Raw genomic sequence first — 17,287 nt, 5'->3', positions numbered from 1 at the left:
GCAGCGCGCATGTGCTGACGGGCGCCGAGATCACAGCTGGCTTGGTGAATCTGCAGGCCGGGACGCTGACCAACGGCACGACCTACAACATGACCGCGAAGATCACCGATGCGGCGGGCAATGTCAGCGGCGCATCGAACACCTTCACGGTGACGGAAGACACCACAGCGCCGGCTGCGCCGACTAGTCTGTCTTACAGTTCGCTGGACTCGGGGGGGACGCACACGCTCACCGGTGGGGTTGGCAGCGTTGAAGGTGGCGCGACTGTCAAGGTGACGGTACAAGGCACATCCGAAGGTAGTGTGATCGCCAACGCGAACGGGAGCTTCAGCATCGTCTTATCACCATCCTGGAGTGGAAACAAGAGCATCGATGTCACCGCAACCGACACAGCGGGCAACGTAAGTGCCCCTACCAGCTTGTCAAGCAAATACCCCGCAGGCGTAGCCGGTTCGCCCATTAATCTTGGTCTTGACGATCCCACTTTGGATCCGGGCGATGCGATTACCTATAAGGTCAATGGTGTTCCTACCAACTGGACCTTGAGCGAAGGCACCAACAACGGTGACGGCAGCTGGACGATACAGACCAGCGACCCCTCCGCGCTGACGATCACGACGCCATCCAGCTATGCCGGTGCGATGGTACTCACTGTGACTTCCAGCTGGACCAACGCCGACGGCAGCACGGGCTCGGCCGTCGTCTTCGATAATGTCGAGGCCTACGCCCCAGGCTCGCCAATCTTCGCCCTATCTTCAGATGACCACCTCACCGGCTCCTCAGGACATGATCTCTTTGTCTTCGCCCAGCCGATCACGAACGACACGATCCACAGCTTCGACACCGCAGCAGACAAGATCGACCTGATCGGCTTCGCTGGCTTCACGACCTTCGCCGACGTCCAGGCCCACATGGTCAACGACGCCAACGGCAACGCCGTAATTACGCTAGGCAACGGCGAAACCATCACGGTATTGGGCGCTGATACTGCTTCACTGAACGCCAGCAATTTCGTGTTCGACCAGGAGCCCGTCACCATCAACGCAGGCACCCTGACCATCAGCGACGGCGCCATCATGCCGTTCAGCGGGATCATCGAGAACACCGGCACCATTGCGCTTGCATCGACCGGTAACGAAACGAACCTGGAAATCCTGGTCCACAGTGTGACGCTACAAGGCGGCGGGCATCTCACGCTGTCCGACAACGACCACAACGTCATCTTCGGCGGCACCGGCGAAGCCACGCTCACTAACATCGACAATACGATCTCGGGTGCCGGCCAACTTGGCGCCGGACAGATGACGCTAGCCAACGCGGGCACCATCATCGCCGACGGCAGCCACGCGCTGGTCATCGACACAGGTAGCCACGTCATCACAAACTCCGGCACGTTGGAGGCTACCGGCAGCGGCGGCCTGCTCATCGAAAGCGGGATCGCCAATTCCGGCAGCCTGTGGGCCAACGGCGGCAATATCACGGTCCACGGCGATGTCACCGGCACCGGAAGCGCGACGATCAGCGGCACGGCGACACTCGAATTCGGCGGTGCCGTCAACGAGACCACCACCTTCGCCGTTGGCGGCGATGGCACGCTCATGCTCGATCATTCGGCCAGCTTCACAGGCGCCGTCTCCGGATTCAACGCCGGCGATTCCCTGCTGTTCGGAGATATCGTCGGTGCCGGAGCGACGCTCGCATATTCCGCGAACGCGGCGGGAACAGGCGGTACGCTGATCCTGAACGACGGCGTGCACACTGCCAATATCACGCTTAACGGCCAATATACCTCCGCCGGTTTCCACGACACGCAGGGTCAAGGCGGTATCAATGTCGTCAGCTACAACGCCAATCCTGGCGATCAGCTTACATATGGTTCAGACGGTAATGACATATTATCCGGCGGCGGCGGCAACGATATTTTGGTCGGTGGCGCAGGTGACGATGTACTTACCGGCGGTCTGGGTAACGATACATTCGACTACAACCTGATCACGGATCGCGGTGCAGCGGGCGACGTTGTGACTGACTTCAGTAAGTCGGGAGCCAATGGCACGGACGTTCTTGATCTGCACGATTTGCTGCGGGGATTCGACGGCTATGACGGCACAAACGCATTTACGGGAGGCTTTCTGAAGCTTACGGTTTCGGGTGAAAACACCGTGGTACAGGTCGACAGCAATGGCGGCGGCGATTCCTTCGTCACCCTGGTGACATTGAATAACGTATTGCTCATGCCGACCGATACACATAACCTCTTTGTCTAAAGAACCAGGTTATACGAGCCTGGGTGACGAGTTCGTGTTGTGTACCTAAAGCATTGGTTCTGTACTGGCAAGGAACAAGTAAATGCGACCCGCGCAATGAGGAGCTAAATTCATGCAAACCATCACGGTGGCGATTGCTGGTCGACAAGCAGCGGGACTGGCGACTTGCAGGCGCCTCTTGCGGCAGGAGCCTGATACCGAGGTGGTCGGACAGGCGGCGACCTGCATGGAAGTCGTGGCCACTGTCCGTAAATTCAAACCGCGCGTTTTGGTGTGCAGCTTCGAGATCTGTACCGACACCGATTTTCCCTTGCTGCTGGAACTGCGCCGGGAGTGCCCGGCCACGCGCGTGGTTCTGTTGGCTGACGACCTCACCGAGGAAGACCAGCTCATGCACGCGCTGGCTATCGGCGCGCGCGGCTATCTGGGCCACGATGAGATTCAGCTTCATCTCGTCAGGGCCGTACGCGGGGTGGACCAGGGCGAGACGTGGGTGCCGCGCAAGATGCTCTGCAAAATGGTGGAGCTCGCCTTGCGCTAAGTAAGAAAAAAAACCTATGAAAGTCAATCCTGCCGAGACCGTGCACCCTGAGTAGGTCCCGTTCGATACGGCCTGCGGCCTACTCAGGACGAACGGCAAAAAACTATTGAAGGGCTCGTCGTGCACGGCTATCCTTCGATACGCTTCTTTACCCCGTTCGTCCTGCCCTTCGATACGCTCCCTTCGATACGCTTCGCTACTCAGGGCGAACGGATTTACTCAGGACGTGGCTGCGCAGCAGCCTATCGAAGGGGGCTACTCCGGACGAACGGGCGTGGTGCGTGGGCGCAGGAGAAAAATCATTCTTAAAACAATGTATCCACAGTGGATTTCAAGTCATTACTTGGTATCTTTGCGAGCCTCGCGCTTGCGCCAAAACCACCCGCACCCTCATGCCGCGAAGCAGGTTGAAACGCCACTTCGCTTCCTGTACCATCGTTCCACATAAAGCGCCAAGCCATCACATCAAATCTCCTGAGGATGAGAGGGCCACCAGTGCCGCATCAGCCCATCACCTCCCCCAACCATCCCGTTGAAAGGGAGGGAGTTTTATCACGGTAGCGCTACGAACTGCAGGGAGTTTCATGAAAAGAAGAACAGTCTGGCCGACGCTCGCGCTCGCATGCGCAGCCGCTGCAGCATCCCCGCCGGCAAGCGCCGAGACGCTGCGCGAGGCGGTCGAGCAGGCGGTGCGCACCAACCCCGAAGTGCTGGCCTCCGCCCATCGCCGCTTTGCCGCCGACGAAGGCGTCAAGCAGGCGCTCGGGGGCTACTTGCCGCGCATCGATTTGAATGCCGGCACCGGCCGCGAGCGGCTCGACAGTGCGGATACGCGTCTGCTTGGCTTGAGCGAGACCACCTTCGCGCGGCACGACACCTCAGTGACGCTGTCGCAGATGCTGTTCGACGGCTTTGCCGTGCAGAGCGAGGTGGCGCGGCAACGGGCGCGGGTCGATTCTTCCGCCTACGGCGTTGCGGCCACCGCGGAGGACCTCGCGCTGCGCACGGTGGGAACCTATCTGGAAGTCTTGCGACGCCAGGAAACCGTGGTAGAGGCGGCCGATAACCTGGACGCCCACCAGCGCATCTACAACCAGATCAGGAAGCTCAGCGAAAGCGGCGTCGGCCGACGCGCCGACCTCGACCAGGCAGAAAGCCGCCTGGCCCTCGCGAAAGACAATCTCAGGCAGGAGCAAAGCAGCCTAAGGGATGCCGAAGTCAGCTATGTGCGCCTGGTCGGCACGCCGCCGCGCGCGCTGCTGATACCTGATTCACCCGACAATGCGCTGCCTCCGAGCGAGGGCATGGCGCTGGATGCTGCGTCGAACGGCCATCCGGCGGTGAAGTCGGCCGAGGCCGATGTTGCGGTCGCCAGCGCGCTGAATTCGGGAGCGAAAGCGGCCCTTTCGCCGCGCGTGGATCTGGAACTGGCCGCGAACCGCGGCAACGATATCGTGCGCGGCGTGACGAACGATCGCACCATCATGCTGCGCCTTCGCTACAACTTTTCGAGCGGCGGGGCCGACCTTGCGCGCATCAGCGAAACCGGATTCCAGGTTCAGGAAGCCAGCGAAGTGCTCAATCGCACCCGGCGCCAGGTTCAGGAAAACGTGTCTCTGGCCTATAACGCAAACGTCACCGCGCGCGATCGGCTTGGCGTGTTGCGCCAATACGTAGACGCCAGCGCGGCAACCCGCGAGTCGTATGCGAAGCAGTTCAGCATCGGGCAACGCACATTGCTGGATCTGCTGAATGCGGAGAATGAATATTTCAACGCACGGCTGGCTTACACCACCGGACAATATGCCCAGCTTGCAAGCGCATTCCGGATTTTCGCGGGCATGGGACAGTTGCTTGGCAACCTGCAGATAACCCTGCCGACGGAGGCGGTCGCGGTGCGCGGGCGAAGCGGCCACGACTGAGCTGCGAAAATCCGGCGGCTTCGACGATCGCCTCATCAAGCCAGCAGATACGTGCCGGCGGAGCGAATACTGGCCACCGGTCAAGTGGAGGTCTGCTTGTAAAAGGCACATCTTTCTGGCATACATACCAATTGTTGCCGCAAACATAATCGTTCCCGATATGCGGAAGCAATGTAATTTCCGATCCAACGCTAATCATTACGCCATGCACCCAGTCCACCGTTTTGTCCGGCACCGCCCACGCCTGATTGTTGCCATTGCGATCGGCGCTGCGATCGCGTTTGCGCTGCCGTCGCAGTGGCAGTTTATATCGCGGTTCTTGATCGGCTGGAATGTCGGGGTCTGGGCCTATCTGGCCCTGATCGGCTGGATGATGTTGCATGCCGACCATGTGCGGATCCGACAACTGGCGGCGCAGGAAGACAAGAGCGGCGCGGCGGTACTGGCGATCATGTCGATCGCGGCAGTCGCCAGTCTGGCGGCGATCGTGCTAGAGCTGTCGACCGTGAAGGAGATGACAACCGGATTCCGGGCGTACCATTATCTGCTGACCGCAGTGACGCTGATCGGGTCGTGGCTGCTGGTCGGGGTCACGTTCACCTTTCACTACGCCAGCATGTTCTACCGCGCGTCGTCCGAACGGCGCCCGATTATTTTTCCGGAAGGCGAGCAGCAACCCAATTACTGGGATTTTCTGTATTTCGCATTCACCATCGCGGTGGCGGCCCAGACTGCCGACATCAACATCCAGTCGCGTTCGATGCGCAAGGCGGTACTGGCGCAGTCGGTACTGAGCTTTCTGTTCAATGCCGCGATCCTTGGCTTCTCGATCAATATTGCGGCCGGGCTGGTCTGATTTCAGCGGCATCGGCAAACGGTGACCGACTACGCATCCATAATTAGGGTCGGAGTCGATTGGTCGGCTACAATCGCTGTTTTTATCAGCGCCGATTCCTTCGCGCCCATCCATCATGGCCCGTTTGTCCCGTCTGGTTGTCCCGCTGCAGGCGCATCACATCCTGCAGCGCGGCCACGACCGTCAGCCGATCTTCCGCGACCCCGAGGATTTCCAGGCTTTTCTCGGGTGGTTGCGCGATGCGGCCAAACTCTATGCGGTGGCGCTGCACGCCTACGTGCTGCTGCCCGACCATTTGCAGCTGCTGGCGACGCCGCTTGACGCCGATGGCTTGGGTCGCATGATGCAATGGATCGGCCGTCATTATGTGCCTTACTACAACCGCAAATACCAGCGCGCCGGCACCCTGTGGCAAGGTCGTTTCAAGGCCTCGGTAATCGAGGCCGAGCGTTATTTGATGCCATGCTGCCGTTACCTCGAGCTTGGTCCTGTGCGCGCCGGAATCGTCGCGACCGCCTCGGATTACCCGTGGTCGAGCTATGCCCATCATGCCGGCGTGCGATCCGATCCGCTAATCACCGACCATGCGATGTACTGGGCGCTCGGCAACACGCCGTTCCAGCGCGAGCAGGTCTACCGTCAATTTCTCGAAGAGATGCCGGGCGCAGCCGAACTGGACAAGCTCGATCGGAGCCTGCTGAAGGGGTGGGCTCTCGGTTCGGAGCAATTCAAGCGCGCGCTTGAGCAGCGCACCAGCCGCCGAGTCGGGCCGGCCAAACGAGGGCGCCCTGCCAAGACCGCGGTCCGCGCAGTGCCGGAGTGAGCGGCGCACCAGCAGATCGGCAGCCGGTATGGCATCCGCTGCGTCTTCATCGCTGCGCGGCGCAGGTCCTGGCATCCTGCCGCCGTAGTCCAAGCTACGGCTGAAGGCATCGCTGGCAGGTTCGCTTTACGCGGTCACGATGACCTTGCCAGTCATCGTTTCGTGCCCGTCGCCGCAAAAAATGTCACAGAAAAGGCTGAACGTGCCGATCCGGTCGGGCGTCAACTCGAGCCGCGCAACCGTGTCAGGGATGATGTCGGCGCGTTTTTTCAGGTCAGGGATGTTGAACCCCATCACGACGTCGGCCGTCGTCAGTTCCAGCACGACCGGCTGCCCTAGTTGCAGGTGCAGCTCGTTCGGCGTGAAGCTGAATCTCCTCGCCTGCACCCTGATGACCCGCGGGCTGGCATTGCCGGCGGAATAGGCGGCGACCGATCCCATGCCGAGCAGGATGGTCGCCAGCAGCATGCTGCGGCGTTTTCGGCTGATCATCATGTTCAGCTCTTCATAATCGGTAGTTCAGTAATGACCGGGTCACCCCGCCTTGCGCCTGTTTCAATTGTGCGCACGCCCAAGCCACGGTATGGCTGCGCCGGATCCCATGCGATCGGCTCGCGCTTCGGCTGCGAGCCGGGTGCCGGCAGCGGAAACATCAGCGATTTGGCGGCATGATGCGCGATATGGCCGGTCATGTGGTGGTGCTCCTGGTGGATGTGACCATAGAACACCGTGACATTGCGATATGGCATCAATAACGCCACCGCCTTGTCGCCATCCCGCGTCGCCCAGTCCCATTGCGGATACAGATCGAACAAGGGCCGATGCGTCAGCACCACGATCGGACTGTCTGTCTGCTGCTGTTTCAGATCGGCCTCGATCCAGGACAATTGCTCGTCGCCGATCGTGGCGCGCGGATCGGAGACATTGTCGATCGTCAGAAAATGCACGCCTTTGTGATCGAAGCTGTAGTGGGTCTTGCCAAAGTACTCTTGAAACGCTGCGCCGCGATCGAGCGATGCATCGTGTTCTCCGGGCATGAAATAACGCTGCTGTACCGTCAGTTTCGAGACGATGTCGCGAAATTCCGCCATGCGTCGGCGCCGCTCGGCGGGGTCGTCGGTGGTGTGGGTAAGGTCCCCGGTGAACACGATGAAGTCGGGCTGGATCGGCAGCGCGTTGACCGCAGCGACTGCCTTTGCCAGCGTTCCCCTGGCATCGGGATTAGGCGGCCCCTGAAAACCCCAGTGACTGTCCGATAGCTGCACAAAATAGAAGTCGCCTAGCGGTTTGCCGCCGGTGCTGGAAGTGCCGGCCGCGAGCGACCAGCCGCTGAGTCCGGACGCGAACACCACGCCGCCGCCCAGCCCCGCCAGTTTGAGAAAATCTCGCCGGCTAACGTCCTTGCTGTCCTTGCGCATCGCCTTCTCCTCGGAATATTCCCGAACCTGATGTCGGTATCAAGCAGTACCATGAACAGGCGCCGTTTATTCCCGTGCTCGTAACGAATCCGGCAACCAGCGCAAGACGGGAATAAAATGGGACGACTCTCGGTATACCGAGGTATTGCCAGCCAGGATTACCTGTGACCGATCAAGAAAGAAGCCAGCGTTTTCAGGACACCATGCTGCCGCACCTGCATGCGGCCTACAATCTCGCACGCTGGCTGACTCGCAGCGACGGCGACGCGCAGGATGTGGTGCAGGAAGCCTATTTGCGGGCCTTCCGGTACTTCGATGCATTTCACGGGCACGACGGCCGCAGCTGGCTGCTGGCGATCGTCAGAAACACGTATTACAGCGGCGCGAAACAACATGAGCACGAGTTGCGTGAAGTGCAATTCGACGAAGATCATCTGAGTGCGGACGAGATTGCCGAGATCCACGCGCATTTTGGCGGCGACAATGATCCGGCGGCGATCCTGCAGCGCGGCGACGAATCGCGGCGCGTGCATCGGGCACTGGAACGCGTGCCGACGGCGTTTCGGGAAGTGCTGATCCTGCGCGAACTGGAGGATCTGTCGTATCGGGAAATCGCCGATATCGCCGGCATTCCGGTCGGGACCGTGATGTCGCGCCTGGCGCGTGGGCGCAAGCTGCTGGCGGCCTATTTGCTGGAAAGGGAAGCGTGCCATGGATTGTAAGCAAGCCGGCGCCGTGCTGGCCGCCCATGCGGACCGCGAATTGCCTCTGGATCAGACCATCGCACTGGAGCGCCATCTCGAATGGTGCGAAGCCTGTCGGCGTCAATATGCATCATTGCGCACGCTGGGGGCGGGCCTCAGGCAGTACGCAATTTATCACCAGGCGCCGCCCGATCTGCAAAGCCGCATCGCGACCGCGCTTCCGCCATTGCCGACCCGACCAGATGTGGAACGGCGTCCGACCCGATCGATCTGGCACGGTCACTGGTTCACCTTTGGATCGGCGCTGGCGGCAATGTGCGCAATCGCGCTCAGCGCCGGCCTGTTCCTGTCTCGACCGACGGCGGACGATCTGCTGGCAGAGCAAGTGCTTTCCAGCCACGTTCGGGCCCTGATGTCGAACCGGCCGATGGATGTCGTGTCTTCCGACCAGCATACGGTCAAGCCTTGGCTCAGCGGGAAACTCGATTTTTCGCCTGCGGTGGTCGATCTCGCGGCGCAAGGCTTCCCGTTGCAGGGCGGGCGCCTGGATTACCTCGACGGCCGTCCGGTCGCCGCACTGGTCTACGGCCGCAATCAGCATCGCATCAGCGTCTATGTGTGGCCGAAGCCCGAACACTGGCCGAACGTGGCGTACCGCAAGGCTGCGCAGCAATGGTCACGTCAAGGCTACCACCTGATTCACTGGGAAAACGGCAACATGAGCTACTGGGCGATCTCGGACGCCGGGATGCGTGACCTGGAAAATTTTGCGCAGTTGTTGCGAACGCACGACGAGGTCGCGGCGAAGAGTTAGGGTCTTGAAACCCGGGGGCGTAAGTCGACCCAGCGATGCCAACCGAGGATCAATGCAGCATACCGTTGCTATTCATAGGTTGGCTGGCCGGCATCCGGCTTAGGTGGCGGGCGGGCATCAGGCCGACGAGCACCGCCACGCAGAGTATGACGGCGATGATCAGGCATCCTTCCAGCGCCGCTTTGCGCACAAACCGCATCAGTGGGCGGTGCGTTCCCCGTTGCATCCATTCCAGGGTAAGGAAAGACAGCATAATCGCCAATGCGCCTGAAGCTTGTTCTTTGCGGGCCTGGCCGTTGCACCAAGCCTGCAACGAAGGGAGGCCAAGGTAACGGTTCGCAGCGCCCAGCGTGACGATGATCAGCACCAGCGACACTTTGACCAGTAACAGTCGACCATAGGCCGTTTCCCACAAGGCTTCGGGACGCTCCAGCTCGAACCATGCGTTGTAGATGCCGGTCAGGATCACCACCGCCAAAGCCGCGCCGGCCAGCGCCGACCAGCGGCCCGCCATGTCTAGCACGGCCTGTCGCCGCTGGTCGGCGCGCTCGGTGAAGGCGCGAAAGCCGGTCACGGTCAGCGCGATCAGGCTGCCGCCCCAGACCGATGCGGCCAATAGATGCGCCCAGTCCATCAACTCGTGGAGGGTGATATCGCCCCAGTCGGCCGCATGGCCGGAAAGACTTCTGCTCGCTGCAATCGCGCAAGCCGCAGCCAGCATTGCGGCCGACACGCCGCGCGAGTCGAGGCGACGCCTTCGTCCCCAGCCAAGCCATAACACTGCCAGTGCAACGGGGCGGAGCAGCCAGACCCGCCCAAAATGGGTCTTGGACAAGACCACAGGCAACACCAGCGCGAGTTCCCCGATCGGCCGGCCACTCATCTCGAGCGCGCGCCGAACCAGTTCGCCGCTGCTGCTGAGCGTGAGCAGCGCCAGGCAGATGCCCAGCGTCCACCATAACGGCACCAGCAAATCGGTAGAAGGATGCGGCGTCGGATCCTGGAACCGGACCACCCACCTGCGGAAGCCCAGAATCCCGATGCAAGTGGTGAGCGCCAGCAGGTCGACCGCAGTGACAACGATGCCATCAAGGTTTGCTGCCATCAAGGTGTGGTCCATGGCGGGCTATCGCCTCACCGTAAAAACGTAGTCGCCCTCGGTGACGTGCCCGTCGCGCGCGATCACCCGCCAGAAAACATGGTAGGCGCCGGGACTCAGCGGCGGCAGACGCGCCTCAAGCAAGCGCGGCTGCGCGGGATCGACTTGTCCGGCTTCTTGATTGACCTGTCGCCCCTGGCCATCGAGTACGCGCAAGGTGCTGAATGCGGGTTCAATCTGCCCATCGAACCAGATCCGAACCTGGCTGGGGGAACTGTCGATGACGGCCCCGACCCGGGGTTCCGCCCGCTCGGGAAAGGTGTGCGCCAAAACCTGCTGGGCCCATAGCAACCCCCCAAGAGCGGCAGCGGCCAGGCAGGTGCGCATCGGTCTGTGCTTCATGCGGATCAATGGAACAGCGGTTGCCCGAAGCTCTTGGGAAACATATCGTCCAGGAATAGATGCAGTTGAATCAACCCGCCGATGTCGCGACCCGAGCGCTGGTTCAGCGGGATCACCGCTTCCACGCCGACCTGCGCGTACTTGCCAACCCACATGAAGCCCGGATTCACGGTGCCGGTGGTCTGACCGGCACAATCCTGGTTGAGGCAGGTCTTCACCGGGACTTCGATCAGCGCGATCATGCGGTCGAACGGCGCGCCCAGCCCCACGTCTTTTACGGTGGATTGAAGATATTGCAGGCTGTACTGCACCGTAAACCCCCAGTTCAGTCTATCGGGTTCCGAGCGCCGCGTCGGCAGTTCCGGCGACAAAATCCCGGTGATCGCCAGCGGCCGCAGATATTTCGCGCCTTCCGGCAGGTCGCCGAAGCCCTTGCCATAGAACAGCGCGGGAGAAATGGTGGAAAACGATTCGGCGCCGACACGGCTGCTGCCGGTGCCGCCCAGGTCGGCATCGAGCCCGAGCGACAGGATCCCCTCATGCTCGGCATTCTTGATCAGTTGGTACTTGAACCCCAGCCCCAGGTTGTCGAAGCCGTGCTGGGCGGTAGTTTCATCGCTCGGCCTGACGCGCTGATAGGTGGCGCTGAGCGAGATGCCAAAGTCTGGCGTGATCCGCTTGCTGAGTTCGGTGGAAAACGTCGTGGCATGAATCCCCGGATTGCCAGCGGGCAGACCCGCTTCATCGCCGCCGCCGTTGTCTTCCGGCGGGAGCTTGCGGTGCCCGGCCACGAAGCTCAGTTCATCGGCCACAAACGGATCGTCGATCGCGATGGTGGCGGGGAAGAAGCGCTTGCCGACGAAACCGTGGGCGTGGGAGGGGGCCACGCATAGTGCCTGGATGAGCGCCGCAACAATGCAACTGCCGATGAGCTTGTGCTTCATGGTTTTCCTGATCTGGCGTTCATCGTTCATTTCTTTTTTTGTCTTGGAAGGACAGAGAAATTCCTGTGCCAAAGTAATGCGACACGATGCCGCACCTCCTTGCATCCGGTTAGGGAAATGAGATCGGAAGCCCCCGGCGAGCATCTCGGATTATATCTGGGGCAACTCGTCAAATGGCAAATAACTCGCGATTTCGTCGCTCTCACAAGCTTGTAATTGGTACGCTTGCGAGTGATCAGGTCATGAGTGGTCCGGCTCAAAAAGTGCGCGTTTACCATCGAGGTGTTCAACACGGAGTCGGCGGCAAGAGAGTGGTTGCCCGAACAAAATGAAGCCCTCCAACGGAGGCGACCGCAGGATCTGCGGGCGACCGAAGCAGGGTAGCGACAATGTCGAGGGGCGTCACAATGATCATGTGCGTAGGCTGCGCCGTGCCAACGGGCAGTCTTCTTTATTTACTATGTCCCCAATTAACTAATAATTAAATTTAAAATATTTTAAATTGACTCCGACCCTATTTATTGTTGTTGAACTTGCTGCTGCACTGCACTATTCTCCAACTTCAAACTCATCAAAGCAGTGGAGAAGGCTATGCACGCGCAAGGTATGTACGACCCGTCCAATGAACACGATGCCTGCGGCGTCGGTTTCATCGCCCATATCAAGGGCCAGAAAAGCCATTCGATCATCGAACAGGGGCTGCTGATCCTGAAAAATCTGGATCACCGCGGCGCGGTCGGTGCCGACCAACTGATGGGCGACGGCGCCGGCATCCTGATCCAGATGCCGGACCAGTACTATCGCGAAGAGATGGCGAAGCAGGGCGTGGAGCTGCCGCCGCCGGGCGAATTCGGGGTCGGCATGGTGTTTCTGCCGAAGGAGCACGCATCGCGCTTGGCCTGCGAGCAGGAGATCGAGCGCGCGGTCCGCGTCGAAGGCCAGGTGATCCTCGGCTGGCGCGATGTGCCGATCGATACCGAGATGCCGATGTCGCCGACGGTGCGCGCCAAGGAACCGGTGATCCGCCAGATCTTCATCGGCCGCGGCCCGGACGTGATGGTGACCGATGCGCTCGAGCGCAAATTGTATGTGATCCGCAAGTCGTCCGGCCACGCGATCCAGGCGCTGAAGCTGAACCACGGCAAGGAATTCTTCGTGCCGTCGATGTCCGCGCGCACCGTGGTCTACAAGGGCCTGCTGCTGGCCGACCAGGTCGGCGTCTATTACAAGGACCTGCAGGATCCGCGCTGCATCAGCGCGCTGGCCCTGGTCCATCAGCGCTTCTCGACCAATACCTTCCCCGAGTGGCCGCTGGCCCACCCGTACCGCCTGATCGCGCACAACGGCGAGATCAATACCGTCAAGGGCAACTTCAACTGGATGCGCGCGCGCGAAGGTGTGATGAAGTCGGCCGTGCTGGGCGACGATCTGCACAAGTTGTTCCCGCTGATCTATGAGGGCCAGTCCGACACCGCCTGCTTCGACAACGCGCTGGAACTGTTGCTGATGGCCGGCTACCCGATCGCGCAGGCGATGATGATGATGATCCCGGAGGCATGGGAAAACCACACCACGATGGACCCCAACCGCCGCGCATTTTATGAGTACCATGCGGCGATGATGGAACCGTGGGACGGCCCGGCCGCGATGGCCTTCACCGACGGTCGCCACATCGGCGGTACGCTCGATCGCAACGGCCTGCGCCCGGCGCGCTACATCGTCACCGACGACGATCTGGTGGTGATGGCGTCGGAATCGGGCGTGCTGCCGATCCCGGAATCGAAGATCATCCAGAAATGGCGCCTGCAGCCGGGCAAGATGTTCCTGATCGATCTCGAAGCCGGCCGCATCATCGGCGACAAGGAGCTGAAGGATACCTATGCCAACGCCAAGCCGTACAAGGCCTGGATCAAGTCGGTGCGGATCAAGCTCGACAGCATCAAGGCCGAGGCCAACACGGAACAAGCGACGACTTCGCTGCTGGACCGCCAGCAGGCGTTCGGCTATACCCAGGAAGACCTCAAGTTCCTGATGTCACCGATGGCGCAGTCGGCCGAAGAGGCGATCGGTTCCATGGGCAATGACTCGCCGCTGGCGGTGATGTCGAACAAGCTCAAGCCGTTGTACCACTATTTCAAGCAGCTGTTCGCGCAGGTCACGAATCCGCCGATCGACCCGATTCGCGAGGCGATGGTGATGTCGCTGGTGTCCTTTGTCGGACCGAAGCCAAACCTGCTCGACACCAACAACATCAATCCGCCAATGCGGCTTGAAGTGTCGCAGCCGGTGCTCAATTTCACCGACATCGTGCGGCTGCGCAACATCAGCGCGCATACCGGCGGCAAGTTCAAATCGTACGAGCTGAACATCTGTTATCCGGTCGCCTGGGGCAAGGAAGGCATCGAGGCACGCCTGGCATCGCTGTGTGCGGAAGCGGTCGATGCAGTCAAGTCCGGTCATAACATCCTGATCGTGTCCGACCGCAAGATCGATGCCGAGCAGGTCGCGATCCCGGCGTTGCTGGCGACCTCCGCGATCCACCAGCATCTGGTCAGCAAGGGGCTGCGCGCATCGACCGGCCTGGTGGTCGAAACCGGCTCTGCGCGCGAGACGCACCACTTTGCATTGCTGGCCGGCTACGGCGCGGAAGCGGTGCATCCGTATCTGGCGATGCAGACCCTGGCCGAGATGGCGCACGGCATGCGTGGCGACATGTCAGCCGAGAAGGCGATTTACAACTACACCAAGGCGATCGGCAAGGGTTTGCTGAAGGTGATGTCGAAGATGGGCATCTCGACCTATATGTCCTATTGCGGCGCGCAGATCTTCGAGGCGATCGGCCTGAACAAGTCCCTGATCGACAAGTATTTCCGCGGCACCGCATCGAATGTCGAAGGGATCGGCGTGTTTGAAGTCGCCGAGGAAGCGCTGCGCCTGCACAAGCTGGCGTTCGGCGACGATCCGGTGCTGGCCCAGGCGCTTGACGCCGGCGGCGAATACGCGTTCCGCGTTCGTGGCGAGGAGCATATGTGGACCCCGGATGCGATCGCCAAGCTGCAGCATTCGACCCGCGCCAACAACTTCAACTCATACAAGGAGTACGCGCAGATCATCAACGACCAGAGCCGTCGCCACCTGACCCTGCGTGGCCTGTTCGAGTTCAAGCTCGATCCGGCCAAAGCGATTCCACTCGATGAAGTCGAACCCGCCAAGGAAATCGTCAAGCGCTTCGTCACCGGCGCGATGTCGCTCGGCTCGATCAGCACCGAGGCGCACTCGACGCTGGCGGTCGCGATGAACCGGATCGGCGGCAAATCGAATACTGGTGAAGGCGGCGAAGATGAAAACCGCTACGTCAACGAATTGAAGGGCATTCCGATCAAGAACGGCGACACGATGGCGTCGGTGATCGGCGCCGAGCAGGTGGAAGTCGACATTCCGCTGCAGGACGGCGATTCGATGCGCTCGCGCATCAAGCAGGTCGCGTCCGGCCGTTTTGGCGTGACTGCGGCCTACCTGAACTCGGCCGACCAGATCCAGATCAAGATGGCGCAAGGCGCCAAGCCGGGCGAGGGCGGCCAGCTGCCGGGCCACAAGGTATCCGAATACATCGCCAGGCTGCGTTTCTCGGTACCGGGCGTGGGCCTGATCTCGCCGCCGCCGCATCATGATATTTACTCGATCGAAGACCTGGCGCAGCTGATCCACGATTTGAAGAACGCCAATCCGCGCGCCTCGATCTCGGTCAAGCTGGTGTCGGAAGTCGGGGTCGGTACCGTGGCTGCCGGCGTCACCAAGGCCAAGGCCGATCACGTCGTGATCGCCGGTCATGACGGCGGCACCGGCGCATCGCCGCTGTCGTCGGTCAAGCATGCCGGCACGCCGTGGGAACTCGGCCTGGCCGAGACCCAGCAGACGCTGGTGCTGAACGGCTTGCGCGGCCGCATGCGGGTGCAGGCCGATGGCCAGATGAAGACCGGCCGCGACGTGGTGATCGCCGCGATGCTGGGCGCCGACGAAATCGGCTTCGCCACCGCACCGCTGGTGGTGGAAGGCTGCATCATGATGCGCAAATGCCATCTCAATACCTGCCCGGTCGGCGTTGCCACCCAGGACCCGGTGTTGCGCGCCAAGTTCTCCGGCAAGCCGGAATACGTGGTCAATTACTTCTTCTTCGTGGCCGAAGAGGCGCGCCAGTTGATGGCCCAGCTCGGGATCCGCACCTATGACGAACTGATCGGCCGCGCCGACCTGCTCGACAAATCGCAGGCGATCTCGCACTGGAAGGCCCAGGGTCTGGACTTCAGCAAGATATTCTACCGGCCGGCGGTTGCTGCCGACGTGCAGGTGCGTCATGTCGAAGAGCAGGACCACGGTCTGGAAAAGGCGCTCGACCATAAATTGATCGCGCAGGCCAGAGCAGCGCTGGAAAAAGGCGAGAAAGTCTCGTTCATCTCGCCAGTGCGCAACGTCAACCGCACCGTCGGTACCATGCTGTCGGGCGAGGTCGCCAAGAAATACGGCCACCAGGGTTTGCCGGACGACACCATCCATATCCAGCTGCAAGGCACCGCAGGGCAGTCGGCCGGCGCCTTCCTGGCACATGGCATCACGCTCGATCTGGTCGGTGAAGGCAACGACTATGTCGGCAAGGGCTTGTCGGGCGGCCGCATCATCGTGCGTCCGAATACCGAATTCCGCGGCTGGGCGGTCGACAATATCATCGTCGGCAACACCGTGCTGTACGGCGCGATTGCCGGTGAGGCCTATATCAACGGCGTCGCCGGGGAACGCTTCGCGGTACGTAATTCGGGCGCGATCGCAGTGGTCGAGGGTACCGGCGACCATGGCTGCGAATACATGACCGGCGGCACTGTGGTGGTGCTGGGTGAAACCGGCCGCAACTTCGCGGCCGGCATGTCGGGCGGCATCGCCTATGTATTCGATCCGGACGGCGAGTTTGAAAGCAAATGCAATCTGGCGATGGTCGATCTGCATCCGGTGCTGTCGTCGGCCGAGCAGGAAGCCACGGTCAAGCGCGCCATCTGGCACAGCACGGTGCGCGGCGGCGAGCCGCAGACGCACGAGGCGATCCTGAAGGGCCTGCTCGAGCGCCATTTCAAGCACACCGGCTCGACTCGCGCCCGCCAGTTGCTCGATAACTGGAGCGAGTCGCGCAAGCAGTTCGTCAAGGTGTTCCCGACCGAATACAAGCGGGCGCTGGACGAGATGAATGCGGGCGTCGATGAGCAGGAGCTGGAAAAGATCGCGGCGTAGTGACGGTATGTCGGCACCGACGATAGGCGTCGGACGGTCCAAATAACGGCGGACTCGTTCCCACCCCCTTGCAGGGGGAGGGTTAGGGGCGGAGCAGGGAATTCAGGAGGCATGCCTCCTGCCTGAGCAGCGGTATCCACTTGCAAGCGGATACGCGCACTGCAAGTGGGGGTAGTGCGGTCAAACTGGCTGCACTGCGCAATCGAGCGCCGCACCCCCA

General features: G+C 61.2%; 13 protein-coding genes. 8 read left to right on the top strand and 5 right to left on the bottom strand.

Translation table 11 applies throughout. The annotated features are described in order from the left end of the window. The 5 genes from ACFOFO_RS22235 to ACFOFO_RS22215 all read left to right on the top strand — a co-directional run. The coding region (locus tag ACFOFO_RS22235) for a beta strand repeat-containing protein (RefSeq protein ID WP_390332878.1) at positions 1-2,267 on the top strand (2,267 nt) is incomplete at its 5' end. A 112-nt stretch (positions 2,268-2,379) separates the two neighbouring features. After that, positions 2,380-2,808, top strand: coding sequence for a response regulator (locus tag ACFOFO_RS22230; protein WP_390327332.1), 429 nt, complete (start codon positions 2,380-2,382; stop codon positions 2,806-2,808). Between the two features lie 584 nt (positions 2,809-3,392). Beyond that, positions 3,393-4,730, top strand: a complete 1,338-nt coding sequence (locus tag ACFOFO_RS22225) for a TolC family outer membrane protein (protein WP_390332877.1) — start codon at positions 3,393-3,395, stop codon at positions 4,728-4,730. Positions 4,731-4,935: 205 nt separating this feature from the next. Then, on the top strand, positions 4,936-5,586 hold the full coding sequence (locus tag ACFOFO_RS22220; protein ID WP_390327331.1) for a DUF1345 domain-containing protein: 651 nt from the start codon (positions 4,936-4,938) through the stop codon (positions 5,584-5,586). Positions 5,587-5,701: 115 nt separating this feature from the next. Beyond that, positions 5,702-6,409, top strand: a complete 708-nt coding sequence (locus ACFOFO_RS22215; RefSeq protein ID WP_390327329.1) for a transposase — start codon at positions 5,702-5,704, stop codon at positions 6,407-6,409. A gap of 126 nt (positions 6,410-6,535) precedes the next feature. On the opposite strand, the gene ACFOFO_RS22210 is transcribed toward ACFOFO_RS22215, so the two are convergent. Both ACFOFO_RS22210 and ACFOFO_RS22205 read right to left on the bottom strand, forming a co-directional pair. Continuing rightward, a complete protein-coding gene (locus ACFOFO_RS22210) occupies positions 6,536-6,904 on the bottom strand; it encodes a cupredoxin domain-containing protein (RefSeq protein ID WP_390332874.1) in 369 nt (122 codons plus the stop codon). Between the two features lie 2 nt (positions 6,905-6,906). Next, on the bottom strand, positions 6,907-7,827 hold the full coding sequence (locus ACFOFO_RS22205) for a metallophosphoesterase family protein (protein ID WP_390327327.1): 921 nt from the start codon (positions 7,825-7,827) through the stop codon (positions 6,907-6,909). A 164-nt stretch (positions 7,828-7,991) separates the two neighbouring features. On the opposite strand from ACFOFO_RS22205, the gene ACFOFO_RS22200 reads away from it, so the two are divergent. Further along, entirely contained in the window at positions 7,992-8,549 is a 558-nt protein-coding gene (locus ACFOFO_RS22200) for a sigma-70 family RNA polymerase sigma factor (protein ID WP_390327326.1), read from the top strand. Then, entirely contained in the window at positions 8,539-9,345 is an 807-nt protein-coding gene (locus ACFOFO_RS22195; RefSeq protein WP_390327325.1) for an anti-sigma factor family protein, read from the top strand. Before ACFOFO_RS22200 ends, ACFOFO_RS22195 begins: the two co-directional genes overlap by 11 nt. Before the next feature lie 49 nt (positions 9,346-9,394). On the opposite strand, the gene ACFOFO_RS22190 is transcribed toward ACFOFO_RS22195, so the two are convergent. From ACFOFO_RS22190 to ACFOFO_RS22180, 3 genes are read right to left on the bottom strand one after another with little or no spacing between them, the layout of a single operon-like run. Then, complete coding sequence (locus tag ACFOFO_RS22190; RefSeq protein ID WP_390327323.1) at positions 9,395-10,465, bottom strand: copper resistance D family protein; 1,071 nt, start codon at positions 10,463-10,465, stop codon at positions 9,395-9,397. A gap of 6 nt (positions 10,466-10,471) precedes the next feature. Next, positions 10,472-10,846, bottom strand: a complete 375-nt coding sequence (locus ACFOFO_RS22185) for a copper resistance CopC family protein (RefSeq protein WP_390327322.1) — start codon at positions 10,844-10,846, stop codon at positions 10,472-10,474. A 5-nt stretch (positions 10,847-10,851) separates the two neighbouring features. Continuing rightward, entirely contained in the window at positions 10,852-11,790 is a 939-nt protein-coding gene (locus ACFOFO_RS22180; RefSeq protein ID WP_390327320.1) for a hypothetical protein, read from the bottom strand. Between the two features lie 591 nt (positions 11,791-12,381). On the opposite strand from ACFOFO_RS22180, the gene ACFOFO_RS22175 reads away from it, so the two are divergent. Continuing rightward, positions 12,382-17,067, top strand: coding sequence for a glutamate synthase-related protein (locus ACFOFO_RS22175; protein WP_390327318.1), 4,686 nt, complete (start codon positions 12,382-12,384; stop codon positions 17,065-17,067). Positions 17,068-17,287 lie beyond the last annotated feature (220 nt).

The sequence above is a fragment of the Pseudundibacterium arcticum genome, from assembly GCF_042646465.1.
Taxonomy (GTDB): Bacteria; Pseudomonadota; Gammaproteobacteria; order Burkholderiales; family Burkholderiaceae_D; genus Undibacterium_A; species Undibacterium_A arcticum.
Note: the sequence above shows the minus strand (reverse complement) of the source record. Positions and strands in the feature narration are given on the sequence as shown.

Bases quoted from the DNA above. Each gene is read 5' to 3' on its own strand.
- ACFOFO_RS22230 (WP_390327332.1), top strand. From the start codon at position 2,380: ATGCAAACCATCACGGTGGCGATTGCTGGTCGACAAGCAGCGGGACTG.
- ACFOFO_RS22225 (WP_390332877.1), top strand. From the start codon at position 3,393: ATGAAAAGAAGAACAGTCTGGCCGACGCTCGCGCTCGCATGCGCAGCC.
- ACFOFO_RS22220 (WP_390327331.1), top strand. From the start codon at position 4,936: ATGCACCCAGTCCACCGTTTTGTCCGGCACCGCCCACGCCTGATTGTT.
- ACFOFO_RS22215 (WP_390327329.1), top strand. From the start codon at position 5,702: ATGGCCCGTTTGTCCCGTCTGGTTGTCCCGCTGCAGGCGCATCACATC.
- ACFOFO_RS22210 (WP_390332874.1), bottom strand. From the start codon at position 6,904: ATGATGATCAGCCGAAAACGCCGCAGCATGCTGCTGGCGACCATCCTG.
- ACFOFO_RS22205 (WP_390327327.1), bottom strand. From the start codon at position 7,827: ATGCGCAAGGACAGCAAGGACGTTAGCCGGCGAGATTTTCTCAAACTG.
- ACFOFO_RS22195 (WP_390327325.1), top strand. From the start codon at position 8,539: ATGGATTGTAAGCAAGCCGGCGCCGTGCTGGCCGCCCATGCGGACCGC.
- ACFOFO_RS22190 (WP_390327323.1), bottom strand. From the start codon at position 10,465: ATGGACCACACCTTGATGGCAGCAAACCTTGATGGCATCGTTGTCACT.
- ACFOFO_RS22185 (WP_390327322.1), bottom strand. From the start codon at position 10,846: ATGAAGCACAGACCGATGCGCACCTGCCTGGCCGCTGCCGCTCTTGGG.
- ACFOFO_RS22180 (WP_390327320.1), bottom strand. From the start codon at position 11,790: ATGAAGCACAAGCTCATCGGCAGTTGCATTGTTGCGGCGCTCATCCAG.
- ACFOFO_RS22175 (WP_390327318.1), top strand. From the start codon at position 12,382: ATGCACGCGCAAGGTATGTACGACCCGTCCAATGAACACGATGCCTGC.